The organism is Marimonas lutisalis (assembly GCF_005434965.1).
Taxonomy (GTDB): Bacteria; Pseudomonadota; Alphaproteobacteria; order Rhodobacterales; family Rhodobacteraceae; genus Marimonas_A; species Marimonas_A lutisalis.
In genome coordinates this window covers 121,708-145,013 of sequence record NZ_SKCI01000003.1, presented here as the reverse complement: position 1 = coordinate 145,013, position 23,306 = coordinate 121,708, and the positions used below count along the sequence as shown (strand labels likewise).

Annotated in this window: 28 protein-coding genes; 5 read left to right on the top strand and 23 right to left on the bottom strand. The window is 65.4% G+C overall.

The window, feature by feature from the left end:
- Positions 1–2: 2 nt before the first annotated feature.
- Complete coding sequence (locus E0501_RS13870) at positions 3–608, bottom strand: DedA family protein (protein ID WP_137701982.1); 606 nt, start codon at positions 606–608, stop codon at positions 3–5.
- Positions 605–940, bottom strand: coding sequence for a hypothetical protein (locus tag E0501_RS13865; protein ID WP_137701981.1), 336 nt, complete (start codon positions 938–940; stop codon positions 605–607). Before E0501_RS13865 ends, E0501_RS13870 begins: the two co-directional genes overlap by 4 nt.
- A 107-nt stretch (positions 941–1,047) precedes the next feature.
- Between E0501_RS13865 and E0501_RS13860 the strand changes: the two genes are divergently transcribed.
- A complete protein-coding gene (locus E0501_RS13860; protein ID WP_235857861.1) occupies positions 1,048–1,785 on the top strand; it encodes a maleate cis-trans isomerase family protein in 738 nt (245 codons plus the stop codon).
- A 257-nt stretch (positions 1,786–2,042) separates the two neighbouring features.
- On the opposite strand, the gene E0501_RS13855 is transcribed toward E0501_RS13860, so the two are convergent.
- The 11 genes from E0501_RS13855 to purB form a co-directional block, all read right to left on the bottom strand.
- A complete protein-coding gene (locus tag E0501_RS13855) occupies positions 2,043–3,227 on the bottom strand; it encodes a vWA domain-containing protein (RefSeq protein ID WP_137701980.1) in 1,185 nt (394 codons plus the stop codon).
- A 4-nt stretch (positions 3,228–3,231) separates the two neighbouring features.
- Positions 3,232–3,402, bottom strand: a complete 171-nt coding sequence (locus E0501_RS21290) for a hypothetical protein (RefSeq protein ID WP_170222783.1) — start codon at positions 3,400–3,402, stop codon at positions 3,232–3,234.
- Positions 3,403–3,415: 13 nt separating this feature from the next.
- Positions 3,416–4,786 carry a DUF2927 domain-containing protein gene (locus E0501_RS13850; protein WP_137701979.1) on the bottom strand — a complete coding sequence of 457 codons (1,371 nt, stop codon included), beginning with the start codon at positions 4,784–4,786 and terminating at the stop codon, positions 3,416–3,418.
- Entirely contained in the window at positions 4,786–5,034 is a 249-nt protein-coding gene (locus E0501_RS13845) for a hypothetical protein (protein ID WP_137701978.1), read from the bottom strand. Before E0501_RS13845 ends, E0501_RS13850 begins: the two co-directional genes overlap by 1 nt.
- Positions 5,035–5,146: 112 nt before the next feature.
- Positions 5,147–6,013: a DMT family transporter gene (locus tag E0501_RS13840; RefSeq protein WP_205123502.1), complete on the bottom strand. Its 867-nt coding sequence runs from the start codon at positions 6,011–6,013 to the stop codon at positions 5,147–5,149.
- The gene (gene nthA, locus E0501_RS13835; RefSeq protein WP_137701977.1) at positions 6,013–6,669 is read right to left on the bottom strand and encodes a nitrile hydratase subunit alpha; all 657 of its coding nucleotides are present in this window, start codon (positions 6,667–6,669) and stop codon (positions 6,013–6,015) included. The genes E0501_RS13840 and nthA overlap by 1 nt, the downstream gene beginning before the upstream one ends.
- Before the next feature lie 6 nt (positions 6,670–6,675).
- Positions 6,676–6,924, bottom strand: a complete 249-nt coding sequence (locus E0501_RS21695) for an SH3-like domain-containing protein (RefSeq protein WP_268888894.1) — start codon at positions 6,922–6,924, stop codon at positions 6,676–6,678.
- Between the two features lie 16 nt (positions 6,925–6,940).
- Positions 6,941–7,288 carry an SH3-like domain-containing protein gene (locus E0501_RS21690; protein ID WP_268888891.1) on the bottom strand — a complete coding sequence of 116 codons (348 nt, stop codon included), beginning with the start codon at positions 7,286–7,288 and terminating at the stop codon, positions 6,941–6,943.
- 49 nt (positions 7,289–7,337) lie between these two features.
- On the bottom strand, positions 7,338–8,411 hold the full coding sequence (locus tag E0501_RS13820) for a flagellar motor switch protein FliG (RefSeq protein ID WP_137701975.1): 1,074 nt from the start codon (positions 8,409–8,411) through the stop codon (positions 7,338–7,340).
- A 146-nt stretch (positions 8,412–8,557) separates the two neighbouring features.
- Positions 8,558–8,716 (bottom strand): carbohydrate-binding module family 14 protein, encoded by a 159-nt coding sequence (locus E0501_RS21160; protein WP_161594622.1) that lies wholly within the window; start codon positions 8,714–8,716, stop codon positions 8,558–8,560.
- Positions 8,717–8,825: 109 nt separating this feature from the next.
- Positions 8,826–10,139 (bottom strand): adenylosuccinate lyase, encoded by a 1,314-nt coding sequence (purB, locus tag E0501_RS13815; protein ID WP_137701974.1) that lies wholly within the window; start codon positions 10,137–10,139, stop codon positions 8,826–8,828.
- 184 nt (positions 10,140–10,323) lie between these two features.
- On the opposite strand from purB, the gene E0501_RS13810 reads away from it, so the two are divergent.
- Positions 10,324–10,914: a biotin transporter BioY gene (locus E0501_RS13810; protein ID WP_235857860.1), complete on the top strand. Its 591-nt coding sequence runs from the start codon at positions 10,324–10,326 to the stop codon at positions 10,912–10,914.
- Positions 10,915–11,011: 97 nt separating this feature from the next.
- Here the strand turns inward: E0501_RS13810 and E0501_RS13805 are convergent, their stop codons facing one another.
- The 4 genes from E0501_RS13805 to dddP form a co-directional block, all read right to left on the bottom strand.
- Positions 11,012–11,758 carry a DUF695 domain-containing protein gene (locus tag E0501_RS13805; RefSeq protein WP_137701972.1) on the bottom strand — a complete coding sequence of 249 codons (747 nt, stop codon included), beginning with the start codon at positions 11,756–11,758 and terminating at the stop codon, positions 11,012–11,014.
- A gap of 83 nt (positions 11,759–11,841) precedes the next feature.
- Entirely contained in the window at positions 11,842–13,077 is a 1,236-nt protein-coding gene (locus E0501_RS13800) for a bifunctional alpha/beta hydrolase/OsmC family protein (RefSeq protein WP_137701971.1), read from the bottom strand.
- A gap of 164 nt (positions 13,078–13,241) precedes the next feature.
- On the bottom strand, positions 13,242–13,646 hold the full coding sequence (locus E0501_RS13795; RefSeq protein WP_137701970.1) for a c-type cytochrome: 405 nt from the start codon (positions 13,644–13,646) through the stop codon (positions 13,242–13,244).
- Between the two features lie 151 nt (positions 13,647–13,797).
- Entirely contained in the window at positions 13,798–15,141 is a 1,344-nt protein-coding gene (gene dddP, locus E0501_RS13790; protein WP_137701969.1) for a dimethylsulfonioproprionate lyase DddP, read from the bottom strand.
- 223 nt (positions 15,142–15,364) lie between these two features.
- Between dddP and E0501_RS13785 the strand changes: the two genes are divergently transcribed.
- Positions 15,365–16,114, top strand: a complete 750-nt coding sequence (locus tag E0501_RS13785; RefSeq protein ID WP_137701968.1) for a heme-dependent oxidative N-demethylase family protein — start codon at positions 15,365–15,367, stop codon at positions 16,112–16,114.
- Positions 16,115–16,129: 15 nt separating this feature from the next.
- Here the strand turns inward: E0501_RS13785 and E0501_RS13780 are convergent, their stop codons facing one another.
- From E0501_RS13780 to E0501_RS13770, 3 genes are all read right to left on the bottom strand, one after another.
- Positions 16,130–16,561 carry a glyoxalase superfamily protein gene (locus E0501_RS13780; RefSeq protein ID WP_137701967.1) on the bottom strand — a complete coding sequence of 144 codons (432 nt, stop codon included), beginning with the start codon at positions 16,559–16,561 and terminating at the stop codon, positions 16,130–16,132.
- A gap of 177 nt (positions 16,562–16,738) precedes the next feature.
- Positions 16,739–17,548: a lytic murein transglycosylase gene (locus E0501_RS13775; RefSeq protein ID WP_137701966.1), complete on the bottom strand. Its 810-nt coding sequence runs from the start codon at positions 17,546–17,548 to the stop codon at positions 16,739–16,741.
- A gap of 134 nt (positions 17,549–17,682) precedes the next feature.
- Positions 17,683–18,549, bottom strand: a complete 867-nt coding sequence (locus E0501_RS13770; protein ID WP_137701965.1) for a hypothetical protein — start codon at positions 18,547–18,549, stop codon at positions 17,683–17,685.
- A gap of 327 nt (positions 18,550–18,876) precedes the next feature.
- Between E0501_RS13770 and E0501_RS13765 the strand changes: the two genes are divergently transcribed.
- Positions 18,877–19,425, top strand: a complete 549-nt coding sequence (locus tag E0501_RS13765; protein ID WP_137701964.1) for a gamma carbonic anhydrase family protein — start codon at positions 18,877–18,879, stop codon at positions 19,423–19,425.
- Between the two features lie 5 nt (positions 19,426–19,430).
- On the opposite strand, the gene E0501_RS13760 is transcribed toward E0501_RS13765, so the two are convergent.
- Genes E0501_RS13760 through E0501_RS13750 form a run of 3 tightly spaced genes read right to left on the bottom strand, consistent with a single transcriptional unit; the run spans position 19,431 to position 22,191 of the window.
- Positions 19,431–20,279, bottom strand: coding sequence for an MBL fold metallo-hydrolase (locus E0501_RS13760; RefSeq protein WP_137701963.1), 849 nt, complete (start codon positions 20,277–20,279; stop codon positions 19,431–19,433).
- Entirely contained in the window at positions 20,276–21,709 is a 1,434-nt protein-coding gene (locus E0501_RS13755) for a sulfatase-like hydrolase/transferase (RefSeq protein WP_137701962.1), read from the bottom strand. The genes E0501_RS13760 and E0501_RS13755 overlap by 4 nt, the downstream gene beginning before the upstream one ends.
- A 5-nt stretch (positions 21,710–21,714) precedes the next feature.
- The gene (locus E0501_RS13750) at positions 21,715–22,191 is read right to left on the bottom strand and encodes a MarR family winged helix-turn-helix transcriptional regulator (RefSeq protein ID WP_161594621.1); all 477 of its coding nucleotides are present in this window, start codon (positions 22,189–22,191) and stop codon (positions 21,715–21,717) included.
- Positions 22,192–22,300: 109 nt separating this feature from the next.
- Here E0501_RS13750 and E0501_RS13745 point away from each other — a divergent pair, with 109 nt between their 5' ends.
- Entirely contained in the window at positions 22,301–23,251 is a 951-nt protein-coding gene (locus tag E0501_RS13745; RefSeq protein ID WP_161594620.1) for a tripartite tricarboxylate transporter substrate-binding protein, read from the top strand.
- Positions 23,252–23,306: the final 55 nt, after the last annotated feature.

The following is a 23,306-nucleotide window of genomic DNA, read 5'->3' as shown; positions in this document are numbered from 1 at the left end:
GATCATCCTTGCTGTTTGCGGGTTTCGTGCAGGGCATGACGCAGCCACAGGCCCGAGCCCAGCATGACCGCCAGGCCGGCGAGTATGCCGCTGATATCGCTGGCAAACTCGGCGACGGCTGCGAGGTTTTCGGAGAACGCGAATCCAAGCCCGACATAGAGCGCGACCCAGACCAGCTCGCCACTGGCGCCCCAGAGGGCGAAACGGGGCCAGCGCAGGGCGGCGGCGCCTGCGGCGAAGTTCACGTAGGGGCCCAGCGGGCTGACCAGCCAGCGGCTGAAGAACACGCCGGGGCCGCCGTGGCGGCGCAGGAATCCGACCGCGCGGGCGAGAAGGGCGGCCCGTTTGGGATGAGCGTCGATATAGGTGGCCAGCCGGGATTGTCCTGTGCTGCCAATAAAATAGCCGATCTGGTCACCAATCACGGCGCCTGTGAATGCGGCCAATACAGTGGGCAGCAAGGACAGTTCGCCGGTGGCCGAAAATGCCCCGGCCGTCAGCATGACCAGCGAACTGGGCACGGGCAGGGCCAGGCAACTGAGCAGGGTGGCGAGAAAAACCAGCGGCAGGCCGTAACTGACCAGGAGAGGCAGTAGCCAATCGTTCATTCCGAGGGCCTCGCGGGCAGCAAGGCCTTGATTTCGTTGATGATCGCTTCCACGGGAACGCCGCGCTCGCGGGCGATCTCCTGCAGGGTGGGGCGGCTGCCGGGAGTAACGCCCAGGGCACGGGCCAGGTCCTCGGGCGGCAGGCCCCAGGAATGGGCGATATACCCCGGCGTCATCCACGGCTCGGGGGCGAGATCGCTATGGCTGGGATCGGCCCAGTAGAGCGTGAAAACCGTCAGCCTTACCAGGAAGCCGAGCGTCACCAGGCAGGCCCCGAGAAAGGCAATGAAAACAAGACGGTGGTGGGTCCAGAGATGGCGGATGGCTGACATTGGGCGGGCCTTTCCCGGGCATGGTGCAGCCGAATGCGGGCCGCTGCAAGCCTGCTCTCTTGGCATGGGACGAAAGTTGCGCCAGGGTGCCGGACAGGAGGGACGGCATGGCACTGAAATACGCGTTGGATCAGGGGTTTGGCGGGCAGGCGCGATTGGGCCTGATCGTGCTGTCGACCGACGAAACGCTTGAAAACGAGGCGCGCAACCTGCTCGCGGGCCGACCGGTCAGCCTCTTGCACAGCCGCATTCCGGCGCAGCCGGACGTGACGCCCAAGTCATTGGCAACAATGGAAAATCACATGACGGCGACAGCCGCTCTGCTGCCCGCGGGGCTCGACGTTGTGGGCTATGGCTGTACCTCGGGCGCCACGGTGATCGGACCCGAGCGGGTGGCGGCGCTGGTGCGAAAGGCGCAACCCGAAGCCAGGGTGACGAACCCGCTGACGGGGGTGGTCGAGGCACTCAAGGCGTTGAACGCAAGGAAGATTTCCCTGATCACGCCCTATGTCGACACGGTCAATGCACCGCTGATCGCGGCGCTGGCCGCGCATGGGATCGAGGTTGTGGCGCGCGACTCGTTCCTGCAGGAGAATGACTGGACGGTGGCGCGCATCACCGAATCCGACACCCTGCAGGCGGCAAAAGATATCGCAAAATCAAAGACCTGCGATGCGATCTTTGCCAGTTGCACGAACCTGCGCTGCTTCGGCATCCTGGAGCAGGCCGAGGCGGAAACCGGCGTGCCGATGATTTCGTCGAACCTCGCGTTCCTGTGGCACATGCTGAAACTCGCGGGCCTCGATGCGCGCGGCTGGGGTCCGGGGCGTCTCTTCCAGAACTAGCCGTTCGGTGGGGTTAACGCCGGTTTCTGTGCATCCGAGCAGGGGGTGATTTGCGTGCACCGCCCGGCTGACATCCGGCTGCCGGGCAAACTCCGCCGCATCGCGTGCCAAAACCTGTTAACGCGGCGCACGTTGCTTCATCTTGCCGGAAATATCCTGGGGGGAGGTCACAAAACCCGCGGTTTTGTGATCTGGGGGGCAACGCCCCCCATCCATCAAACCTGCGTGCGTCAGCACATATTTCGGCAACGGCAGGGTCAGCGCGACAGCTCTTTCATGCCCTCTTCGATGCCCTTGAGGGTCATCGGCACCATGCGATCCTCGAAGATCTCGCGGATCATGCCGATCGAATGGGTGTAACCCCAGTATTTTTCCGGCACCGGGTTGATCCACATGTGGTTGGGCCATTGCTCGCGTGCGCGCTGCAGCCAGACCTGGCCGGCCTCGGCGTTCCAGTGCTCGTTCGCGCCGCCGGGGTAGGCGATTTCGTAAGGCGACATGCTGGCATCGCCGACGAAGATGCACTTGTAGTCGGGCCCGTAGGTATGTAGCACGTCCCAGGTGGGGGTCTGCGCATCCCAGCGGCGGCGGTTGTCGCGCCAGACGCCTTCGTAAAGGCAGTTGTGGAAATAGTAGTATTCCAGGTGCTTGAACTCGGTCTTGGCCGCCGAGAAGAGCTCTTCCACCACCTTGATATGCGGGTCCATCGAGCCGCCGACGTCGAGAAACAAGAGCACCTTGACGGCGTTACGCCGCTCGGGGCGGGTTTTCACGTCGAGGTATCCGTGCTCGGCGGTGGCGCGGATCGTGCCGTCGAGGTCGAGCTCGTCCTCGGCGCCGTCGCGCGCCCAGCGGCGGAGGCGCTTGAGCGCCACCTTGATGTTGCGCGTGCCCAGTTCGACATCGCCGTCGAGGTTCTTGAACTCGCGCTTGTCCCAGACCTTGACCGCGCGCTGGTGGCGGCTTTCCTTCTGGCCGATGCGCACGCCTTCGGGGTTGTAGCCATAGGCGCCGAAGGGCGAGGTGCCCGCCGTGCCGATCCATTTGTTGCCGCCCTGGTGGCGGTCTTTCTGTTCCTCAAGCCGCTGTTTCAGCGTTTCCATCAGCTTGTCGAAACCGCCGAGCGACTTGATCTCGTTCATCTCCTCTTGCGACAGATGCTTTTCGGCCAGTTTTTCCAGCCAGTCGCCGGGGATGTCGACCGCCTCTAACACATCGGAGAGCGAGATGTTCTCGACGCCCGAGAAGGTGGCGGCGAAGGCGCGGTCGAACTTGTCGAGATTGCGTTCGTCTTTGACCATCGCGGCGCGCGACAAGTAGTAGAACCCGTCGATGTCATAGGTGACGAGGCCCGCGGTCATGCCTTCGAGGAAGGTCAGATATTCGCGCAAAGAGACCGGGATCGCGTGTTTGCGCAGGTTCTCGAAGAAGGGCAGGAACATGGGCCTACCCCATCGTCATGCGGACGATCACGATGTTGATGATCAGCGCCACGATGGCGAAGGCGATGCCATAGGCCGCCCCGTACTGGGCATAGTCCAGCCCCTTGCCCTGGCGTTTCCTGGCCTGGAAGATGCCGAATGCCACCCCCAGAAGCGCCCCGATCCAGACGATCATGTGATTTGCCCGCTTATCCGCGTTTCCCTTTAAGCGGGTTGAGCGCGGTGATTTCGCGCATTTTCGCGCGCACGGCCCAATCCGCGCCGAATCCGTAACGTGCCCAGCCCAGACTGTCCAGCCGGACATGGGCGGCCTCGGAGGCCCGACCGGTGATTTCGAGCGCTTCGGCGCGCAGGAGCATCAGCGTGGACAGGAGCGCTGCGTTTTCATGCTGCGCGGCGACGGGGATCGAGCGGTTGACCAGGGCCAGTGCGCCGTTCCCGTTGCCTTGGCTGAGCGCGTGGGCCGCGAGCTGGCTGGCGACGTAGGCACGGTGCAGGGCGGTCCCGGGGGAGGCGGCATAGAAGCGGTCGGCGGCCTGGAAGTGGCCCATGGCGGCCTCGGGGTCGGAGGCGGCGGTGAGCCGGCCCATGGCGTAATGGGCGAAGGCGCGGCGATGATCCTGCCAGCCGAGGCTTTGGGCGATGCCCACGGCGCGGCGCGCGGCGGCGCGGCGTTCGCCATGGCCGGCGCCCGGGCCGAGCGCGGTCTGGATCGCGTTGATCCAGCTGCGCGGGGTGGGGGCCGGGCGCTGGGCCTGGGCCATTTCGCCCGCGGGGTTGAGACGGGCGAGGATGCCCGGCAGGCGCTGCGCCACCTGGCGGCGGGTCATGCCGTTCATCAGTTCCGGCGCGTAATAGGCGCGCAGGATCAGCATGTCGAAGCCGGTGAGCACGGTATGCACGTTGTCGTCGTTGAACACCGAATCCGGCAGGCGGTAGAGATCGTTCAGCGGGCCGATCGCCTGGGCCAGTTCCTCGTGCAGGCAATCGCGCACTTCCTGCGGCGAGGCATCATTGGGCACGAAGACGGCCATCTTCTCGCGCTTGCGCAGGAGGCCCCAGTTGGCCTTGGTCGTGCGGCGCGCCGAGCGGTATTCGGAGATGTCGTCGATATTGGGCACCACGAAACAGGCCGCGTGCGGCAGGTTGCGGCGGATCTGGGCGCGGGTGACGGCCTGAACGGTGATGTTGGCCGCGGGCGAGGTGGTCAGAGACACGCGCAGGCCGGCCTCGGTGTTGAGGCGGTAAACCAGCTTGGTCAGGTCGGGCATCAGCGTGGCCGGCGCCTGCCCGGTGACGCGGATGGTGATCGGCTGTTCGAAGCGGGTGAAGACCGGCAGTTCGCGGCCCGATTCCAGGTTGAAGGCCAGTTCCAGGAAATCGCGGGCGATATCGGCGTTCGAGCGCTGCGGGCGCGACGGCGTGGGCGTGGTGAATGTTTTCAGCGGCGGCAGCGCGGACATGGCCGCGGGCTGGGCCGCGCGGCTGGCGGTGTCGGGGGCGGCGCCGGGCATGCAGCCCACCAGCAGCAGGCAGATCGGAAGCAGGTGATTGCGCATCAGACCCTCCCCAGCCAGGCGATCACGCTGGTGCGCCGGCCTGAGCCGTCGCGTGTGGAAATCACGAGCAGCCGGGGAGCCGGTTTTGCGTTTTCTGTCTGCCCATCGGGGGCATCTGCCGCGCGCACACCGCGCACCCAAAGTCCGGCGTTCGGGTCCATGTCCTGCCTCGGTTGTTCTTCGTTGGCCGGACTGTCGCCGACCTTGTGGTCGTCCTTAAGGAGCAAATAAGGCGAAAAAGTGGCCATGTTCCCGGGCCGGTCGGCGGGTATGGCGAAACGGCCTTATTTTCAGGGAAAACAGGGGGTTGGGATGAGTCTTTCGCGCAACAGTCGATCGCGAAACCAACGGTGCGGGCGGTCAGGTGGGTTTCACGAGGGTTTCGCGATACCAGACGTAAATACCCGCCCCGGCGATGATCGCGGCGCCCAGGATGGTGAGCGCATCGGGCCAGTCGCCGAAGATGGTGGCGCCGTAGAAGCTGGAAAACACCAGCCCGAAATAGGCAAACGGCGCCAGCATGCCGGCCTCGCCCGCCATCAGCGCGCGGATTAGCGAGAGCTGGCCCAGCGTACCGCAGAGCGCGATGCCGAGCATGATCAGCAGGTCGGTGCCACCCAGCGGGTGCCAGAAGAACGGCACGGCGGCCGAGAGGACGACGGCGCCGAAGAGCGCGGTGTAGAAGAGCGACGTCCAGGCGTCTTCGTCGCGGCCGACGAAACGGGTGGTGAGCGCATAGGCCGAGTAGCAGATCGCCGCGCCCAGTGGCAGGAGCGAGAAGGGGGTGAACACATCCGCCCCCGGGCGGATCACCAGGAAGGCGCCGATGCAGGCGGCCGCGATCGCCATGGCGCGGCGGATGCCGAAGCGTTCGCCGAGGAACACCGCGGCGCCCAGCGTGATGAACAGCGGGTTGGTCGACATGATCGCGGCGGCCTCGGCCAGGCCGATATTGGAGATGCCGAAGAAAAACAGGATCGTGGCGCACATGAGGTAGACCGAACGCGCCAGCTGCAGCCGGGGATAGCGGGTGCGCAGCACGCGGCGCAGGCGCGGCAGCACCAGGATGAACACCACTAGTGTCTGGCCCAGGTAGCGCGCCCAGAGCGTGGGCATGGTGCCGATCCGGCCCGAGAGCAGCTTGGCCAGGGCATCCATCGAGGAAAACATGAAGATGGCGGCGATCATCAGCAGGATCGCCGTGGTTTTCACGGAAAATTTCGGCATCAGGGGGTCCGGGGCAGCCCCGTGCCGATCATGCTGTCACGGGTCACCAGCTGGGCGAGCTCCTGCTCGCTCATCCCGTCGGTGCCTTCGGGGCGCGCAGGCAGCACGATATAGCGCATGTCGGCGGTGCTGTCGTGCACGCGGATCTGCGTGCTGTCGGGCAGGGAAACGCCGAATTCTTCCAGCACCTTGCGCGGCTCCTTGACGGTGCGCGAGCGGTAGGCGCGGGTCTTGTACCAGTCGGGCGGCAGGCCCAGAAGGTTGCGCGGGTAGCACGAACAAAGCGTGCAGACGATGACGTTATGCACGTCATCGGAGTTTTCCACCGCGATGAGGTGCAGCGCGCCGATGTCGAAGCCCATTTCGCGGCTGGCAGCCGAGGCATCTTCGAGCAGGCGCTGTTTGAACGCGGGGTCCACCCAGGCGCGGGCCACGACGGCGGCGCCATTGGCGGGGCTGCGCGCGTCCATCGCCTCGATCTGGGCGGCGATTTCGGCGGGCGTGGTGTGGCCCTTTTCGATCAGAAGCTCGCGCACGGCGATTTCCATGGTCTGCCAATAGCTGAGCGGCTCGTCATTGTCGGCGCGGTAGGGGTGGCCCGAGGGGCTCATCCCCTCGTGGTGGAAATGGTCGTGATCGTGATGGTCATGCGGCATGGTCGATCATCCTTGGTCCAGCGGTTCGAGCCAATGGCCGTAAATCTCGGCGTCGATCGTATCGGTCGGGCGTTCGGCGGCGTCGCCCCAGATCTCGGCCATGGTGAAGCGGACGCGGTAGAGCGGCTGTTTCGGGCCGTCGAGATGGCCATAGGCCAGGAGTTCGGGGTTGCCGAATTCGCCCAGGCGGCGCTCGATCACGCCGGTCTTGCCGCGCAGGTAGGCGGGGGCCCGCACATGCCCCGGGGGCATCATCGTCTTGACACGCACCTTATCCACCGGCGGCCTCACCGTAGGTGTCGCCGCGCTTGCGGACCTCGTCCATCTTCGCGCCAAGTTCTTCCAACGTGTAGAGCCCGGCCTCGATCAGGTTCTGGTTCACCGCGGCGATCCAGCGTTCGTAATAGGAATACTTCTCGTAGGCGTCTTCGCCCATGTCCTCGAGCGCGCGGCGCAGACCGTCGACGGTGAAATGGCCCTTGCCGCTCATCAGCACCTGCAGGGCATCGACGCGTTTTTCCCAAAGGGCGAAATCATGCTCTTCGGGGGTGACGGGGCCGGCGGGCTGGCCGCCCATGTCGTGCCAGCGGCGGCCGTCGAATGGTGTGTTCTCGCTCATGCCGCCCACGTTAGGCACGGCGCGCGGGGCTGTCCAGAGGATCGCGGCGTCAGTCCTCGTCTTCCTCGTCCTCGTCCGAAAGAAGGGTGATTTCGCCCGCGACCTGCAGGTCGCGGATGGCGGCAACGACCTCGGTCATCGCGGCTTCGCCGTCTTTCGGTTTGATCTTGCCGGCTTCGCCGATTTCCTCGCGCAGGGCTTCGGCCATGCGTTTGGAGATATTGGAGAGGATGAATTCGGCCGCCGGGGCCAGATCGCCGCCCGCGGCCTGGGCATGGGCCAGCGCCACGACCAGGCGCTCCTGCGCCACATCGCGGGTGATTTTCGGCACATCGACCGGGTTCAGGCGGGCAGGGATATGAACGAAGGTGAAGATCGCCTTGCGCACTTTCCGCGAGAACTCGGCATCGTCTTCGTCGAGCCCGGTCAGCACCTCGTCGCGGGTGCCGGCCGGAGAGATGTTGAGAATTGCGCCCAGCCGGTCGACGGGATCGTCGTCGAAGGCGCGGATGGGCTTCATCTCGAACTCGGAAGCCAGCGACAGGCCGATGCGATCGACCGCGTCCGGCGTGACCGCGCCCGTGAGCGAGATAGCATAGGTGATGCGCCGGGCGCGGTCGCCGGGCAGGCGGCCCAGGAGTTCGGCCGCCTTGGGCACCGGGAGTTTCGACATCAGCACGGCGGCGACCTCGGTGCTTTCGCGCTCGACGATGGGCAGGAGCGCGTCGATCTCCTGTTCGCGGATGAGCGCCCAGGGATCACCGATCTGGCGCACGCCGGCCTCCTTGCGCAGGCGCGCGGCGGTCTGCGGTGAAATCCGGCCTTCAAGCGCGGTGAGCGCGCCGGAGAGCCCCTGCGGGAAGGTCAGGCCCATGCGGTCGAGCTCGTCCGCGAATTCGGCGACGACGGCGGCCAGCGTGTCGCGATCGACATAGCGCATGGCGCCCATCTGCTGTGTCAGGCTGGATTGCAGGTCATCGGGCAGCTCGGCGATCGGCACCTCGGCGCCTTCGTTCAGAAGAAAGCGGACGATGATCGCCGCCTTCTGGCGGGTGTCGAGCCGCGCCTTGCCCGGCGTGCGCGCAGACGTAGCGCCGCGGGCAACAGGTGTAAGATTCGCCATTCCGGTCCCCAAGCTGAGATTTGCGCCAGATTAGGGGGAAAGCGGTAAATGAATGCTGAAACGCCTCCCGATCCGGGAGGCGCGATCAAGAGCGTTCAAACCCCGCGTGGCAGGGTTTGCCGACAGTTTTAACGAAGCCGGATCGGTCAGCTGGTGGTTTGGGGCACGCAGCTGCTGGTTTCGGCGTCGTAGGTGGTGCCTTCGGCGCAGGTCATCGCCTGTTCGTGGTCGCGCGAGCACATGGCCGAGGCGAGGCCCGGCGCCAGCATCAGGGCGATCACGGCGAGGGTGAGTTTCTTCTGCATGACATGTCCTTTCGGATTGGAACACCAAAAGGCTAGCACAGGCAGAGCATGAAGGCGATCACGAAAGGGTGAAGCGGCGCCGGGTGGCGCCCCTGCTGTCCTGGCGCGATCAGGCCGGCGTGTCGCCGAAGACGCGTTTGAAGATCGTATCGACATGCTTGGTGTGGTAGCCGAGGTCGAATTTCTCTTCGATTTCGGCCTCGGAGAGGGCAGCGCGCACCTCGTCATCCTTCAGCAGCTCTTCCTTGAAGTCGGCGCCGTGTTCCCAGACCTTCATCGCGTTGCGCTGCACCAGGCGGTAGGCGTCTTCGCGGCTGACGCCGGCCTGGGTGAGCGCCAGGAGCACGCGCTGGGACATCACCAGGCCTTTGAACTTGTTCATGTTGGCGAGCATGTTGTCGGGGTAGATGACCAGTTTCTCGACCACGCCGGCAAGGCGGTTGAGGGCGAAATCGAGCGTCACCGTGGCGTCGGGCGCGATGCCGCGTTCGACCGAGGAATGCGAGATGTCGCGTTCATGCCAGAGCGCCACGTTTTCCATCGCCGGGATCACCGCCATGCGCACGAGGCGGGCGAGGCCGGTGAGGTTCTCGGTCAGCACCGGGTTGCGCTTGTGCGGCATGGCCGAGCTGCCTTTCTGGCCCTTGGAGAAGAACTCTTCTGCCTCGAGCACCTCGGTGCGCTGCATGTGGCGGATCTCGATGGCGACGTTTTCGATCGAGGAGGCGATGACTCCGAGGGTTGCGAAGAACATCGCGTGGCGGTCGCGCGGGATGACCTGGGTCGAGATCGGCTCGGGGCGCAGGCCGAGTTTGGCGCAGACATGTTCCTCGACCGCCGGGTCGATATTGGCAAAGGTGCCGACCGCGCCCGAGATGGCGCCGGTGGCGACCTCCCAGCGGGCCTTTTCAAGCCGGTTCTTGTTGCGGTCCATCTCGGCGTAGAAGCGCGCGAAGGTCAGGCCCATGGTGGTGGGCTCGGCGTGGATGCCGTGGCTGCGGCCGATGCGCACCGTGTCCTTGTGCTCGAACGCGCGGGTTTTCAGCGCGGCGAGCAGTTTGTCCATGTCGGCGAGCAGGATGTCGGCGGCGCGCACCAGCTGGATGTTGAGTGTGGTGTCGAGCACGTCGGAACTGGTCATGCCCTGGTGGACGAAGCGGGCCTCCTCGGCGCCCACGTGTTCGGCCAGGTGCGTCAGGAAAGCGATCACGTCATGCTTGGTCACCGCTTCGATCTCGTCGATGCGGGCGACATCGAATTCCACATCCTTGGCCTTCCACACGGCTTCGGCATTCTCGCGCGGGATCACGCCCAGATCGGCCATGGCGTCGCAGGCATGGGCCTCGATCTCGTACCAGATGCGGAACTTGGTGGCTGGGTCCCAGATGGCGGTCATTTCGGGGCGGGCGTAGCGGGGGATCATGCGGAAAGCTTTCCTTGGTGGTTCCGGTTGGCTGGGTCATAGACGCTTGGCCCCTGCGCGGCAAGGGCGGGGCGCGGGGCAGATTGTCCCGATCATGCTGCGCTGCAGCTTTGCGCTTGCGCGCGGGATTTTGCTGGTGCAGAAATTCGCGCGAAACAGGCAATCCGACACGGAGGACAAGAGATTGAGCATTGCAGTTGAACGCCCGGTTCTGATCGAGGCGCTGGGGCAGACCCGCGGAAAGGCTGGTGTGGCGAAAGACATGGCGCTGGTGGCGCTGGGCATCGCGGCGCTGGTGCTGGCGTCGAAGATCCGGGTGCCGATGTGGCCAGTGCCGGTGACGATGCAGACCTTTGCCGTTCTGGTGATCGGCGCGGGCTTTGGCCTGCGGCTGGGCCTGATGTCGGTGCTGGGCTACCTGGCGCTGGGCGCGGCAGGATGGGCCGTGTTCGCAGGCGAAAGCGCGGGGTTGGCCTATATGGCGGGGCCGACGGGCGGTTACCTGGCCGGGTTCATCGCGGCGGCGGCGTTGATGGCGACGCTGGCGCGGCGCGGCTGGGACCGGTCGGTGGCGCACATGGCGGGCGCCATGGTGCTGGGCAACACGGTGATCTATGGGCTGGGTCTGGCCTGGATGAGCTGGCTTTTCGCCGCCGAGAAGGGCCTGGGCTGGGTGTTGCAGTATGGCATGGTGAACTTCCTGCCCGGCGACGCGCTGAAACTGGCGCTGGCGGCGATGGTGATGCCGCTGGCGTGGAAGGCGATCAAGCGCTGAGCCATTCGGCTATGTCGCTTGGGAGCGCCCGGCCAGATGGCCGGGCGTTTTTCTGTGCGCGACGCCGCTGCCCCAGTAAGCCGGGCTTAAGCCCGGCCTACGTGGTGGACGCGCGCACCGCGCATTCCCAGCCGTCATAGGTGCCGACGGCCCCGGTGATAGCGGAGACGATCATATCGGTGACGAGGTCGATGCCCAGGGGCGCGTCTTCGCGCCAGAACTGGACCTGCGCCGCGCCGTCCTTGTCGGTGATCGCTTCGGTTTTGAAGCCCTCGGCCGCCGCCGCTTCGGCAAAGGCCTGCGCCGCGTCATGTCCGGGGAAGGTGGCGAAGTGGTCAATGCGGCGGCGCTGGTCAAGCCGGTCGCCGGCCTGTTGCAGCGACAGAAGCATGGCGCGGTTCTTCATCTGCTGGAAGGCGGCCGGGGCGGGGTAGAGGTAGCCGCGGTAGACTTCCCATTCGAGATCGGTGCGCGCGCCGATTTCCATGGCATAGCCGGGATGCGCCCGCTGGAAGCCCTGCAGCGTGGGTTTGGCCGCGCCGCCATCGCGGAAATAGCCGAAGAAATCACGCTTGCCGTCATGGGTGACGCGGCCGGCATAGAGGCCGCCCTGATCGGTGATCAGGCGCGCAAGGTCATCTTCCAGCGTGGCGAGGGCGTCGTATTCCTCTTTACTGGAAAGCCCGTTCGGTTTGGGCGTTTTCATCTTCACCGAGACATAGACGCAATCGGTGAACCCCTGCACGGGCGCGCGTTCGGCCAGTGACAGGTTGACGAAGGTCGCGGACGGGTGGCCATCGACCCGTCCGAACCAGAAATCCCAGCTGTCCTGTTGATCTGTCATGCGGCGTTTCTAACCGGGTGCAGGGGCCAAGGGAATGGCGCCTTTGCCGCAGGCCGGGGTGGGCAGAATGCCCACCCTACGGGTTATTCGGCGGCTTGCGCCTGCGTTTCGGCGAGGTGGGTGACGATCTGGCTGGAGCGTTCCAGGGTGCGGTGCACCGGACAGCGGTCGGCGATTTCCAGAAGGCGTGCGCGCTGATCCTCGGACAGATCGCCGGTGAGGGTGATCTCGCGACGGAACGCGTCGATCTTTTCCTTCGAGCCGGCGGCGGCGTCCTGGGCGTGGACCTTGGCGTGGGAGACATCGACCGAGACGTGATCTAGCGGCCAGCCCTTGCGCCGCGCGTACATGCGGATGGTCATCGAGGTGCAGGCGCCGAGCCCGGCCGCGACGAAGCCGTAGGGCGACATGCCGCGATTGGTGCCGCCGTAGGATTCAGGCTCGTCGGCGACGGCGTGATGATAAGGGCCCGAGGCGATGTCCTGGAGGAAGCCCTTGGGGTCGGCCTCGGAGACGCGGGTGATGCCTTCGGGCGCGCCGGGGGGCGGGGCGGGGGACTTGAGATCGAGGTAGCGCGTCGCCCATGCGGCGATGACGCCGGCGGCATATTCGGCGTCGTCGGGGTTGGAGATCAGGTGATCGGCGTCGTCGAGGGTGACGAAGCTTTTGGGGTGCCTAGCGGCCTGGAAGATGTCGGCGGCGTTGTCGATGCCGACGATCGTGTCGCGGGGCGCATGCAGCACGAGAAGCGCGCGGTGCAGGTTGGGCACGGCCTCTTCGAGGTGCTGGGCGGCGATATCCTCGATGAACTGACGCTTGATGGTGAAGGGCCGGGCGCCGATTTCGACCTGCGCCTCGCCTTCGCGGCAGATGGTTTCGACATCCTCGGAGAAATGCCGGGTGACATGGGCGGGATCGAAGGGCGCGCCGATGGTCACGACGGCACGGGCGCTGGGGATGTCGGCAGCGGCCTTGAGCACGGCGGCGCCGCCCAGGCTGTGGCCGATCAGCATGTCGGCCGGCATGCCGTGATCGACCAGCCAACCGGCCGCTGCGCGCAGATCCTGCAGGTTGGTGGCGAAGGAGGTGTTGGCGAATTCGCCCTCGGAATGGCCGAGCCCGGTGAAATCGAAGCGCAGCACGGCGATGCCAGCGGCGGCGAGCCGCTGGGCGATGCGTTTGGCCGCGGGAATGTCCTTGGAGCAGGTGAAGCAATGGGCAAAGAGCGCGGTGGCCAGGTGCGGGCCCGAGGGGCGATCCAGCCGGGCGGCCAGCTCAAGCCCGTCATGGCCGGTGAAGGTGATTTTCTCGGTGGGCATGTCTGCTGCTTCTTACGTTGGCGTTGCCGCGAGAGTGGAGAGCGGCGTGGCGAATGGCAAGCGATGTGTCACCCGCGTCACGCGGCTGTGAGAGATCGTGTTGCGCACAAGAACACGCCGCCCGGGGTTGAGACCCCGGACGGCGCGAACCCTGCCGGACTGGCTTATTTCTGAAGCGATTCCAGGTAGTAGACCACGGAAAGCACACGACCGCGCGCGGCGTAGATGCCGCTCAGGTCGCCTTCCATCGAGGGGGCGTCGGTGAATTCCATGCCCCAGATCGGCATTTCGCTGCCATGGCCGCGCAGGCGCACGCCGGTGCGCCCGTCGATGATATGGGCGATCTCGAGGGTGGGGAACACGCCATCATTGCGCTGGGCGATGGTGGTGAGGTCGGGAACGTGGACACTCATGAATTCGGCCATGTCACCATCGCCGACGCCGGTTGCGCCGTGGCAGCTGGCGCAGTTTTCCATGTAGAGTTGCTTGCCGGCGTCATCGGCCACCGCCATCGTGGAGGCGCCTGCGAAAACGAGTGCGCAAAGCGCGGAACCGATACGTGTTGTCATGTGTCTTCTCCCTTTGAATTCGGACTATGAATGATGGAGAGGAATACCAATACCCGTTCACTGCTCCCCTCTGGCATCCTTAGATACACGAAAATCCTAGCGCCTTCAGTCGTAAAAGACGTTGAGATATATCAATCAGGTAAGGTCGGGATCAGTTTTCGCCCATCAAGGCCGGATCGAAGGGGTATTTCGTCAGGTTTTCGTGGCCATCCTCGGTGATCAGCACCTGGTCTTCGAGCTTGATCGAGAACTCGCCGCCTTCCTCGCCCACCAGCGCCTCGACGCACAGGACCATGCCGGGTTCGAGCGCATAATCATAGGCGCCCTCGACCGCCTTGTCGGGATAGGCCACGAGCGGCCACTCATCACAGAGCCCCACGCCATGCATCAGGCAGCCGTATTTCTGGTGCTGGAACTTGTCGTCGAGCTTGTGGGTATTGGCGGTGAGCTCGGGGATCGTCACGCCGGGTTTGAGCATTTCCATGTTGGTCATGATGTGTTCATGCGCGTGGCGCATGGCGTAGATCATCGCGTTCGTGGGCTTCCGGTCGCCGATCCAGATGGTGCGCGAGATATCGGTGCAGATGCCATAGGGGCCGATCAGGTCGGTGTCGTAGGCGACGATTTCGTTGTTCTGCACGATTCGGGGGCCGCATTCCTGGAACCAGGGGTTGGTGCGCGGACCCGAGGCGAGCAGGCGGGTTTCGATCCATTCGCCGCCGCGGCGGATATTGGAGGCGTGCAGTTCGGCCCAGATGGCATCCTCGGAGACGTTGCCGAAGGGCACGTTTTCACGGGCGAAGGTCTCCATCTCGGCCATGGACATTTCGCAGGACAGCACCGAGCAGCGCATCGCCTTGATCTCGTCCGGGCCCTTGATGGCGCGGGTTTTCTCGGTGACTTCCTCGCCCTCCATGATCTTGAAGCCCTGCGCTTCGAGCGCGCGCAGCCCGTGCAGCATGAGCTTGTCCGCGGCGAGCCGCATGTTGCCGCCGCCATGCTCTTCAATCAGGAGCCGCACCTCGTTTGAGAAGGCATCGGCGGCGACATCGACCTTGTCGCCGCGGTCGAAATAGAAGAGATCCGCGCCCGAGCGCTGTTCGCGCACCAGCGGGTTGAAGGTGGAGAGAAAGGGCGAGTTCTTGTAATCCCAGATCACCATGTAGCCATCGGCGCACAGAAGCACCGCGCGGAACGGGTTGTGGGTGTTCCACAGCTGCATGTTGGTGGAATCGGTGGCGTAGCGGATGTTGAGCGGATCGAACATCAGAAGGCCGCCATAGCCGCGATCGACGATCGCCTGGGTCAGGCGCTTCCAGCGAAAATCGCGCATCGCCTGGAGATTCGGCAATTCGAGCCCGGCCGCGGCCCATTCCGAATAGGCCAACTGGGTCGGGCCGATTTCGATCCTGTCCATGTCGTTGGGGGTGTTGTCGCCCAGCCGGTCACCCCGGGTCGGGTCGATCTTGCGGATGTCGCGGTAGTGCTGAAGCATGGCGGGGCTCCTTCTCGTTGTGAAAACCCTGACCTGAGCCCCGGCGCGAGGCTTGATCGTTTGCGACCTGCGGCATGTCTTGCAGCGACCAGCGGTGAAAAGGGGCGGGCGCGATCCGCAATCGAGCGCGGGGCCGGGACGGGCGAGCGCCTTCGGCGAGAGTATTTGGGGCAAGATGAAGCAGGGGCTTGGAGCGCGCGGCAATGCGCGCTAGGGAGTCGGCATGATCCTGCAAAAACGCCTGCCTTATGATCCGCTGTCACCGCGTCCCTTGCCGGGAATCGCGCCGCTGGATGTGGCGGACTGGATTCGCATCGACGAGGCCTATGCCGGGCAGATGAAAGAGCGCGAGCGGCTGATTGCCGAAAAGCGCGATGCGGTGATCGCGTTGGACGAAAGCGCGCGGGCGGCGGCCGAAGAATTGCTGGACACGGTGCTGGCGGCGGTGCTGGAAAAGCCGGGTTTCGCGCAGGAGGCGGGCGTGGTGATGCGGCCCGACGGCGGCGCGGTAAAGATCGACCGCGCGGACCCGCTGGGCACGGTGGGGCGGCTGGTGCAGGAGGATTTCTGCCTTCTGGACAAGCGCGGCGACGAACATGTGCTGGTGGGCGCGGTGCTGTGTTTCCCGGCGAGCTGGTCGCTGGAGGAAAAATTCATGCGGCCGCTGGTGGGGATTCACATCCCCGTTCTGAGCTATGACGAGAACATCGCCAAACGCGTGCAGCGGCTGTTCGACGGGGTCCAGGCGGGCCGGCCGCTGTGGCGGTTCAACGCGCTGTGGTATGCCGACCCGGGCCTGCACCAGCCCCGGCGCGAGAATGACCGGCGCGAGGAGCGGCACGAGACGCGCGCCGATTTCCTGCGCTCGGAGTTGCAGACGGTGCGGCGGCTGCCGGTGACGGGGGCGGTGGTGTTCAGCATTCACACCTATGTGCTGGCGCGGGCGGATGTGGAGGGCGCGGCGCCCGAATGAGCGCCGGCCCGTGTTTCAGGCCGCGAAGAGCGCGAGATGCGGGGTGCCGTCCGAGGTTTTCTCGGCCGTCACGCCCTGGCTGTTGATCGCACAGCGGACCTGGCTGCGGAAATTCGAGAAATGGCGCGAGGTGACGACATCGACCGGCGCATCGAACTGCAGCGTCAGGCGCCAGAAGCCGCCCGTGCCTTCGCTGGCGGATTTGATCCGGCCGGTGAAGGGCTGATTGAGGTAGCGGCCGCGCACGGCCTGGCCGACCTGCCAGCGGGGCGGGTTTTCCCATCGCGCGGCGGCGCTGGCGGTGTTCCAGTCGCGATGGCCGTGCTGGCGGGCGATCGCCTCGAGCGCGGCGGACTGGGAGATGGGGGTTCCGGCCTCGTGCATGGCCGTGCGCAGGCGGCGGGCCTGCTGTTTCAGCGACGCGATGGCGGGGGTGTTCTGTTTCATGGGTCTCATCCCGGGGTCACGTGGGGTGACGGGGTCCGCGTTGCCGCCGCTCGTGACCGTCAGGTCAGAGAGGAGAGGGTGCATGCAGGGCTTCACCATGGCCAGGGGCCTGCGGACGGCGGGGGCCTGCGCCCGGACCCGGCAGATAGGGGCCGGGCCTGTCAAGCGCGGGGCGTGTCAGCCGTCGATCCGTGCGCCCATGATGGACAGTGATTCCTGGTAGACCGAGGCGGCGTTCCATTCCTTCAGCACGCGGTAGTTGTGTGTGCCCTTGGAATAGGGCTGGCCGGGTTTCCAGCCCTTGGAGCGCAGGTAATTGGCGGTCGAGGCCATGGCATCGGCCTGGTTGTAGAAATCGACACGCCCGTCGCCATTGCCGTCGACGCCGTATTTCAGCGCGTTGCCGGGCAGGAACTGGGTATGGCCGAGCTCACCATGCTTGGCGCCCTTGGTGGCCGGCGAGATCGAGCCGCGATCGACGAGTTTCAGTGCGCCGATGGCGTGCGGGCGGAAAAAATCGGAGCGGCGGCAATCATAGGTCAGCGTGACGATGGCCGAGACCACGTTCGAATCGCCCATGAAACGGCCGAAGCCGGTTTCCATGCCGTGGATCGCGATCAGCACGCCGGAGGGCACGCCGTAGATGCGCTCGAGCGACTGGTAGAAGGCCGCATTCTGCGCCTTGCGCTTGCGGCCTTGGGCGATGATCGTGTTTGCGCCGCGGATCTTCATGAACTTTTCGAGGCTGTACTTGAAGCTTTTCTGGTTGCGGTCGGCGGCGATGGTGGCCTTGGCATAGCGGGTGGCGGCAAGGGCCTGCAGCCCGCGCTGGCCGACGCCGGCGCGCTGGGCCTCGGCGGCGAAACCGGCCTTCCACGCCTCGAACCCGTTGGCGTTGTTGCCGCAGCCGGCGGCGTGCAGCGGGGCCGCGGCAATCACGCCCAATAGCGCGAGGGGGGCGAGGCGGGACAGGAAATCAAAAGCCATCAAACATTCTCCGACAAAAACAGGATGCGCTCGATCCTAGCGTGACCGGGCGGTATGGCAACAGGGGAATGCGCATCCATCCCGCGGCACGGATACGGCGCGCCGGCGGGGATGGCTGTCGGGCGGAAATCAGCCTAGTTCAGCATCAATCCAAGCAGGAAATAGGTGCCGCCTACGGCATGGAGCACCGACAGCCCGGCGGTAGCGGCCAGCACATGGGTGGTGGCGCGGAAATCGCCGCCGCGGTTGAGGTTGAAGGCAAAGACGATCCAGGCCAGCGGCACCGAGAAAACCGCGAGCAGGGCGGTCATGATCCAGGCGCTCAGCCGCAGGGGAAGCGAGGTTTCGTGCGTGACGGCGGCGTGCAGTATCTCTTCGGTCTCGCGGAGCTGGCGCAGCTTGTGCGACAGGTCGAGGCCGATATTGGGCATGCGCACGCGGCCTTCGGGGCGTTGGGTGACGGTGCGTTTGGAGCGCACGCGGCGCGGCTGAATCGGGAAGTCGCTTATCTCGGGCAGGGTGAAGTCACCCGGCTCGGGGCGGATGGTGCGGGGCGTTGTCGCCCCGGTCGAGCGCACGCGGCGGGGGGCCACCGGTGTCGCGGCCTGGATGAAATCGGCCGCGGGCAGGCTGACATCCTTGCTGAGCCAGTTGACCGTGTCGGCATCGAACGCGCGGGCAAGCTCGGCCAGCACGCAGGCGAGCACGGCTTTGGCGTTTTCGGGGGCGATCTCGGCTTCGTCTGAGCCGGGGGTGCCCAGCGGTTGCAGGGTGAGGCGGACGCGCGGACCGGCATATTCGCGGGTTTCAAGGTTGAGCCAGATCAGCAGGCGATCGGCCACGACCTGCACACCGACGGCACCGATGGCCGAAACCTGGCGCACGGGATGCCCAAGCGCTTCAAGCGCGGGAGCGAGGACGGATTTGATCCGGTCGGGATCTATGTTCGGGGCAACCTTGAATACTAGTCCGGCGGTATACACGGAAAGCTCAACAGACATGAGTTCCCCTCCGGTTATGATTTGTTAACTATCGTGCTATGGTTGCATGGAAATCCTTGGGCTTGAATGAGACGGAAATGTGACCGCAAGCCGTTCTTGGGAAACAGGCTGTTTCGAATTCCGGGATACCCGCAGAAATTGTGGTGAAATCGGCCCGGGTCGCAGGCCATCGGGGAGCAAACGGCGTGATCATCGGCGGCAAGCTGCCGACAATCGCGGCGAATGCACGGCGCGGCACAGCGTCCGGTTGCGGGACCGGGGCCTTGACGCCGGGGCGCGCGCGGGGCCTAGGTGAAGCATATTGAAGAAAGGACCGGGGAGGTGCGCATGGGACATATCGGGGCGGAGGTGGTGCTGGACGATCCGGCGGTGGTGCATGATTCAGCGCAGCTTTATGGCAAGGTCTATGTCGGGCCCGGGGCGTCGATCTGGCCCAACGTGGTGACGCGGGCCGAGATGTATGAAATCCGTATCGGGGCGCGCAGCAATATCCAGGATTTCGTGATGATCCACGTTGGATCGTTCACGCCGACCATCGTGGGCGAGGATTGTTCGATCACCCATCACGTCACCCTGCATGGCTGCGAGATCGGCGATCGCTGCCTGATCGGGATCAATGCGACGATCATGGACGGCGCGAAGATCGGCGCGAATTCGATCGTGGCGGGACACTCGATCGTGACCGAGAATGCCGAGTTTCCGGAAAACTCGATCATTGCCGGGGTGCCGGCGAAACTGGTGGCGACGCGCGATTGCGGGGCGAAGAACCTGGGCAATGCGCGGTTCTACGAGATGAACGCGCGCAACTATGCCGAGGGGCGCGACCGGCTGAGCGAGGATCAACTGGCGGAGTTGAAGGAGATGTTCGGCGGCTGAGCCGGTCAGACCTCGAAGACCTGCAGATCTTCGGCGATGGCGGCGTCGGGGCCGAACCCGGAATGCAGCGCGGCAAGCGCGGCGGCGTGCGCGTCGGGCGTGTCCATGTGCACGCGGAAATGGGTGAGCAGCAGGCGCGAGACGCCGGCGGACCTGGCGTTGGCCGCGATTTCCGACGGGGTGGGCGTGAGCGGCGCCATCATCGGGTGCGCGGGTTCGCCATCGAGGCGATAGCACCAGTGCAGCAGCAGGTCGGCCCCCTGCATCAGCGCGTCAAGCGCATCGCAGGGCCCGGCATCGCCGGAATAGACGAATTTGCGCCCGCCGCTTTCGAGCGAGAAGGCAAGGCACATCAGGTGCGGCTGGGCATGGGGCACCTCGCAGGAGGCGAGCTGCCAGCCGTCGCCCGACAACTGGAACCCCGGTTCGATTTCGGTGACCTGCGGGGCGGGCCAGGGGCGGGGCAGGGTGCCGCCGCGGGCCTTCCACACCTCCTGGCTGGGCAGGAATTCGGTGCGGGCGCGCAGATCATGCGCCAGCACGCCATCAGGGCCGAAATAGCCGCGCGTGATCGCGGCGATGGGGGCGGGGCCAAAGACCCTGAGCGGCGCGCCGCCTTCGTCCCAGGCGGCATGGACCAGCTGGGCGTAGTCCATCATGTGATCGGAATGCAGGTGGGTGAAGACCAGATGCGTGATGTCCGAGGGTTTGCGCCCCGAGCGCAGCAGGTTGTCGACGACGCCACCGCCACAATCGAAGAGGATCACATCCTTGCCAACTTCGAGCAGGTAGCCGGAGGAGGCGCGGCGGGCATAAGCCTCGGGCGAGCCGGAGCCCAGAATGGTGAGTTTCATGTCGTGACCTTTGGTGGGGGGGTGGCGGCGGGCGCGCCGAGTTTGAGCGCCTTTTCGCGGCCGCCGTAGCGTTCGATCAGCGCGGCCTGGTCGGCAAAGGCCTGTGCGTTGGCCGCTTCGGGATCGAGTTGCGCGCGCAGTTCGGCCTGCATCACCGCCAGCGTATCGGCATGGGCGGGATCGGCGGCGAGATCGGTCAGTTCCTCGGGGTCGTTCTGCAGGTCGAACAGCTCGGGGCGGAAGCCGATGTAATGGTTCAGTTTCCAGCGCCCCTTGCGCAGCATGAACGCGCCCGAAACGGCGCCGACGGCGTGGTATTCTGAGAGAATGGCGCGGTCGGGATCGGCGGGGTGTGCGGCGATTTCAGGGAGCGGCTGGCCCGCGCCCCGGAACGGCACGCCGAAATGCGCGGGGATCGTAGCCGAGAGATCCAGCAGCGACACGGGCGTATCGCAGGTGCCGGCTGCCACGTCGGGGCCGGCCATGATCAGCGGGATCGAGACGCTTTCCTGATAGAGGTTCGATTTGCCCCAGAGCCCGCGCGCGCCCACGTTATCGCCGTGATCGGAGGTATAGACGATGGTGGTGTCCTGCCCGAAGCCCGCGGCATCGAGCGCGGCGAGGATCTGCCCGACATTGTGGTCGAGCCAGGTGCAGAGGCCGTAATAGGCCGCCATGGCGCTGAGCCGTTCGGCTTCATCGCGGAACTGCGCCTCGCTATCGGCCATGCTGTTCTGTTTTTCCACCCACGGGTGGCGCGGATGGCCGTCGCGCGGGTGCAGTTTGACCGGTGGCAGGCTGTCGAGCGGGTAGAGGTCGAAATAGTCCTGCGGCACGACCAGCGGGAAATGCGGGGCGACGAGGCCGACATAGAGGCACCAGGGCCGGGTATCGCCCGAGGCGGCGCGGTCGGCGAACCATTGCGCGGTGCGGTCGGTCACTGCGCTGTCATACTCGGTGTACTTGCTGTCGCCAGGGCCGATATAGTCGCCCAGCATGCGGCCGGGCAGGTCGATGCGTTCCTCTTCCTTGCGGATCGAGGCCCAGACCATGCCGACGCCGCCGGCGACCTGCATCGGGATATGTTCGACATCGAAACCGGCGGGGTCTTCGTCGCTGCGGTAGTGCAGCTTGCCGATGGATTCGACCGGCACGCCGGCCCCCTGCAGCGCATGGCCCCAGCCCCTGGGTTCACCCGTGTAGGGCATGGCGTTGTCCCACAGGCGGGTGACATGCACCGGCTGACCGGCGGCAAAGGCCGCGCGGGCGGGCACGCAGATGGGCGAGGGGGTGTAGGCATCGGTAAAGCGCAGACCGCGCGCCGCCAACGCATCGAGATTCGGGGTTTGCACGAAAGGGTGGCCGGCGCAGCCCATGGCGCGTGCCTGATGTTCGTCGGACATGATGACGAGGAGGTTTGACGGGGGCATGTGTTCTATTCCTCGGCGGCGATTTCCAGGTGATCAAGCACGCGGCGGAAACTCTCGAGTTCTGTTTCGCTGAGGCCGTCGCGCAGCCGTTTCTGACGGGCCTGCATGATGGGCAGGGTGCGTTCGTAGATGTCCTGCCCCGTGCGGGTGAGTTGCAGGATCTGCGCCCGGTGGTCGCTGTCATCGGTGCGGGTGCTGACGAGGCCGTCGCCGATCAGCGTCTTTAAGTTGCGCGAGACGAGGCCCTTGTCGAGGGCGGCTTCGCGCGCCAGCGCCGAAAGCCGGGTTTGACCGGCGGCGCCGATGAGCGCGATCACGCGCCACTGGGCCAGCGTGATGCCGCTGGTGTCGCGCAGGAGGCGCGTGGCCTGGGCATTGAGCTTGGCCTGCACCCGCGAGAGCCGGTAGGTCAGGAACTGGTGCAGCGGCAGCGGGCCGGCGGGGTGCGCGTCGCTGTCGGGCTGTGTTTGTGGATGGGGCATTTCCGTTTCCATGGGGCCAGCATTCCTGCGAATGGTTGATAGGTCAACAAATTAATTGACCCGTCAACGAAACTGTGGCTGACTGCCGGGAAAGACAGGGAGGATGACCATGAAACAATTTCTGAAGGCGGCGGCCACGGCGCTGGGCCTGGCCGCGTTTGCCACATCCGCGATCGCATCGGACTGGACCCCGCCGGGGCCGATTAAGATGATGATCGCCTTTACCGCAGGCGGGGGCGCCGATACGCAGGCGCGCCTGGTGGCCGAGGATATCGAGGCCAAGCTGGGCTGGCAGTTCATTCCCGAGCAGGTGACCGGCAAGGGCGGCATGAACCTGGCGATGGCGATCAAGGATCAGCCCAATGACGGCACCGTGATCGGCATGGTGGTGACCGAAACGCTGGGATACAACATGCGCGCCGCCAATGCCGGGGTGGAGCCATCGGATTTCACCGCGATCAGCACCACGGCGGGCTTTCAGATGGGGATCGTCAGCCAGAGTTCGAAGGGCTGGAAAACCTTTGCCGATGTGGTCGAGGCCGCGAAGGGCGGGCAGGAGATCCGCTTTGGCGTGATGAGCCCGAAACTGGCGGACCTGGCCTATCTGTTGGGCAAGGCGCAGGGCGTGGAGTTCAACATCATCCAGGTGAAGGGCGGCAAGGCCGTGATGAACGGGGTGATGGCCGGCGACATGGACCTGGGTTTCATGGCCGGCATTCAGGCCAAGGGCGTGGCCGCGGGTGACCTGGTGAACCTGGCCTCGGGCCTGTCGGAGCCGCTGAAGCAGACGCCGGAGGCGCCGACGCTGGCCGACCTGGGCGTGCAGTACAATTCCGATGGCTATTTCGCCTTCATCGGCCCGGCCGGCATGCCCGCCGAGGCGCGTGACGCCATCGCGACGGCGATTGCAGACGCGATTTCGACCGAAGGAAATAAATCTAACGGCATGATCACCAAGGCCTTTGGCGGGCCGGTGGTGATTGCCGGTGACGCCTTCCAGGTCATGGCCGAGAAGGATTTCGCGGCCGCGGGCGAGCTTATGAGCGCGGCCTCGGAATAACCGCGCGATGGCAGGCCCCGCCCGGGATGGCGGGGCCTTTTTCATGTCCGGAGAG